The sequence below is a fragment of the Paenisporosarcina sp. P4_E4_2 genome (genome assembly GCF_056401595.1).
This window is the reverse complement of the sequence record NZ_JBFUJC010000320.1, coordinates 1-3624: the sequence shown is the minus strand read 5'-3', so window position 1 is coordinate 3624 and position 3624 is coordinate 1. Positions and strand designations below refer to the sequence as shown.

Sequence of the window (3624 nt, the reverse complement as noted above, 5' to 3'; positions counted from 1 at the left end):
GAATACTTCCCGATTGTGATGCTATGTCAACTGGTTGTGTATGGACTATACATGCCAGTTGAGTAAACGAATCGATGGATGGCGGACGAATCAGCCAATGATAAGCTTTCTTTAAAAGTGAAACGTTCGGTAAATATACTTTATTGTTGATCTATAGAAGGGAAGGTGAGTTAAAACATGAAATACCAATTGCATTTCACCATTCCAGCATTCCCTAATCCTAATCCGATGCCTGAAGATTATGCGTACTGGGTTCCGTTAATGAAATACTTCATTGAGAAATCGGATACCATCGAGATTCATTGTTGGAATGAAGAAAAAGAAGTGATTAAGGAAACGAAAGCCTTAGTTCAAGCCGATCATGAGTTGCCAGAAGATATGAAATTAACCATTTTCCGAGGAATCCTGACGTACGATATTTCACATTATCTTCTTTATGATCACATAGCTGAAACGGAGAATATCAAATGGTTCTCTATTTTCTTAAGCAAAGGTGATACTACGATGTTTCATTCTGAACATTGGGGAACGGAATTTTTTGCCCCTAATCTTAGTGAAGAAGAAATAGCGTATATTACATCTGTTATGCCAAAGGATACAAATTTCAACCAATACGAGTAGATAAACAGCTTTTTTTCCTTCAGCTCTCATGGGGTTCGGTTTCAAAAGTATTATATTAGGTGCAAACTCGAATAAAATCTAGAAAGGTAGCGTTTTAGGTAGAAAAATGAGAGTGAAATATCCATGAAAAATGATCCAATCAAGTTAAGTTGAAACTTCAACTAACGGGGCAGTTAGTTGAAGAGATGGGAAATTGAATGTGGTCAAAAACAGAAAGATAAGTAGATTTATACATATAATAAGGAATTTATCTTAGCAATATTTATCAAAAATTCTTTCTATTTATTCGTTATGATGATTTTGAGGTGAGTGAGTTGTATTACAGTGAAATAACGCAAAAAACAGTCTCTTATATCGAGGGCAATCTGACGGAAGAAATCCAAATGGATATTTTTCCTTCCGTCATTGGTTATTCGAAATATCACTTATCACGTGTATTTAAACAAGAAACAGGGAAGTCGATTGGGGAATATATACGTTTACGTCGATTAGCGACGGCTGCATCATTTCTGTTACAAACAGATGAATCAATTTTAACAATCGCCTTCTTATTCCGTTTTCAATCTCAAGAGGCCTTTACACGAGAGTTTAAAGATGTTTACGGCTTACCGCCAGGAAAATATCGTCAGGTGATGATAGTTGTACGAATGAAAAAGGAGGAGAATGATATGAACACACAAGAACAAATTAAAGGATGGAACTTAAGTGGTTCTAATCCGGAACTGTATGAATTAATAGTAGATGGAGATGTATTCCACACAGGGACAAAATCGGGATTGCTTTATGCGAAGGGTAAGGCAAATGAACAACAATTTGCGACAATGATGCAAGGTTTCCAATCAGATGATTACAAAGGAAAACGAATAAAGATGTCATGTTTCTTAAAAACAGAACAGGTGACAAAATGTGGTGCTTGGCTTCGAATTGATAATTTTTCTGGTGATACAATTCAATTTGATAATATGGATAATCGTTCTATTCAAGGTACTACAGAGTGGAATCACTATTCTATCATTTTAGATGTTCCAGAAGAAAGTGTCTCCATTCACTTTGGCGTTTTACTTATTGGCGAAGGAAAAGTATGGGCAGACGGTTTCAATTTTGAGGAAGTGAATAAGAAAGTAGCTACGACAAATATGCTTTCACAAGACCATTTACCGAAACAACCAAGTAATCTAGATTTTAATGAGTAATGACTGTTAATATTTGATTACTTTGTAGGTAATGCACTTATTAAACTAAGTGGGAGTCGATCCAAGAAGAATTAACGCTTGCTAAGAACAGAATGCAAATAAATAATATTAAGCTAAAGGATGCTTTAGTTAAAAAAGACCATCATTTGTACTGAACCCTAAAAGTTAGACAGAAATATTTAAGCAGCTAGTTGACTGGTATGGAGACGGTATTCAACCGGGCTCATGCCAGTCAATTTTGCTTTTATCCGTTCATTGTTATAGTAATAAATATACTTATTCACTGCTTGCTTCAGCTCTTCAAAAGAGAGATAAAATTTCCCGTAATACATTTCCTGTTTCATTATGCTGAAGAAGTTTTCCATAAGCGAATTATCCAGACAATTTCCTTTTCGGGACATACTTTGGAATATCCCGTTATCTTTTAGCTTCTTTACATATGACTTCATTTGATACCCCCAACCCTGGTCAGAGTGTATCGTCGTTCGATAGGTGCAGTCTTTTGCTATTTCTATTGCTTCATCCAAGGCATCCAAGATGGCTTTTGCGTTTGGACGTTCTGAGAGCCTGTAGGATAAAATCTCACTATTAAACATATCTAAGAACGGATCTAAATAAGCCTTCTTAATGATTAACTTCCCATTCGCATTCGTCTCGTAATATTTAAATCCGGTTGTATCAGTCGTTAGTTTTTGATATGGGATGCTTGTATAAAATCTACGATTGACAAGGTTTTTTGAAGTCGTGCCAACTGTTCCTTTGTACGTACTATATTTCCTAGACTTCCGTGTGAAGGATTTGCATGTCATGTAAAGCTTATTAGTAATCCGAAGGATCTTTTTGTGATTTACGCTATAGCCTCTCTTGCGTAAATCTATATCAATTCGACGATAACCGTAATTTCCATCATGCTTGTCTACAATCTCCTTGATCATGTTTTCAATCTCTTCATCTGGATTAGGTTCGTTAAATCGCTTTTGCCAATACATATAGGTGGCCTTTGGAAAATCTGTTGCTTCAAGAATAACGGCTAATTTGAATTCTTTTCTGAGTTCATGGATGACTCTGGATTCTGTTTTAGCAGTCGGCTCGGAATATTTATCCCTGAAGCTCGGAGCTTTTTTAAATAGGCATTTTCCGCACGAAGTAATTCTATTTCTTTTAAAAGCTGTTGTTCCTTCGTCAATTTTTTCACGTTCTTTTTCTTCTTTGGATTGTTAGACATTGATCGACGCCCCTTTGATTTAGAGAGCCCTTCAACACCTTCATTTTGCCATTTCCTCAACCAATTAATAATCATAGTCGGTTCAGTCATGCCAAATTTTCTAGCCACTTCTTCAAAGGAATCTCTTGTTCTTAACTTATAGTTTAGGACATCTAATTTAAATTGAACAGGATAACTCGCATCTGCCTCTTTAGTAACCAAACCCTGTTTCCCAAATTCTTGAAACGCACTGACCCATTTTCTTATATTCGTTTTACTTGGAACTCCAAATCTAGTAGCCAGGGCAGCATATCCACCTTCACCAGCTAAATAAGCGTGAACAACTTTTTGCTTGAATCCTTCATCATATTTGACCACAAAAAAACACCTCAAAAGTTAGATTTGGTGGTCTAACTTTCGGGGTGCAGTACAATTTCGATGGTCTTTTTTTACGTCCAAAGCATCAAGTATATGATTTGTTTTTAGTCTAAGCATATTTTCCATATACGAACTGCCGCAGCTTTAAGCTGAATAGATTTTTCTTTTGCCCACCTGATTGATCGACTTTTACATAATCCAAATATCTTGTCTGTAATTATTTCTTCA

General features: G+C 35.9%; 3 protein-coding genes and 1 pseudogene. 2 read left to right on the top strand and 2 right to left on the bottom strand.

The window, feature by feature from the left end:
* Positions 1–177 precede the first annotated feature (177 nt).
* Complete coding sequence (locus tag AC1DSB_RS16300) at positions 178–621, top strand: hypothetical protein (protein ID WP_477532314.1); 444 nt, start codon at positions 178–180, stop codon at positions 619–621.
* Between the two features lie 314 nt (positions 622–935).
* A complete protein-coding gene (locus AC1DSB_RS16295; protein ID WP_477532327.1) occupies positions 936–1814 on the top strand; it encodes a helix-turn-helix domain-containing protein in 879 nt (292 codons plus the stop codon).
* A gap of 179 nt (positions 1815–1993) precedes the next feature.
* Here AC1DSB_RS16295 and AC1DSB_RS16290 read toward each other — a convergent pair whose 3' ends face one another.
* Positions 1994–2965, bottom strand: a complete 972-nt coding sequence (locus AC1DSB_RS16290) for an IS3 family transposase (RefSeq protein WP_477532326.1) — start codon at positions 2963–2965, stop codon at positions 1994–1996.
* Between the two features lie 137 nt (positions 2966–3102).
* A pseudogene (locus AC1DSB_RS16285) lies at positions 3103–3396 on the bottom strand (transposase); the annotation flags it as partial.
* Positions 3397–3624 lie beyond the last annotated feature (228 nt).

Coding starts and splice junctions, on each gene's coding strand:
- AC1DSB_RS16300 (WP_477532314.1), top strand. CDS start 178: ATGAAATACCAATTGCATTTCACCATTCCAGCATTCCCTAATCCTAAT.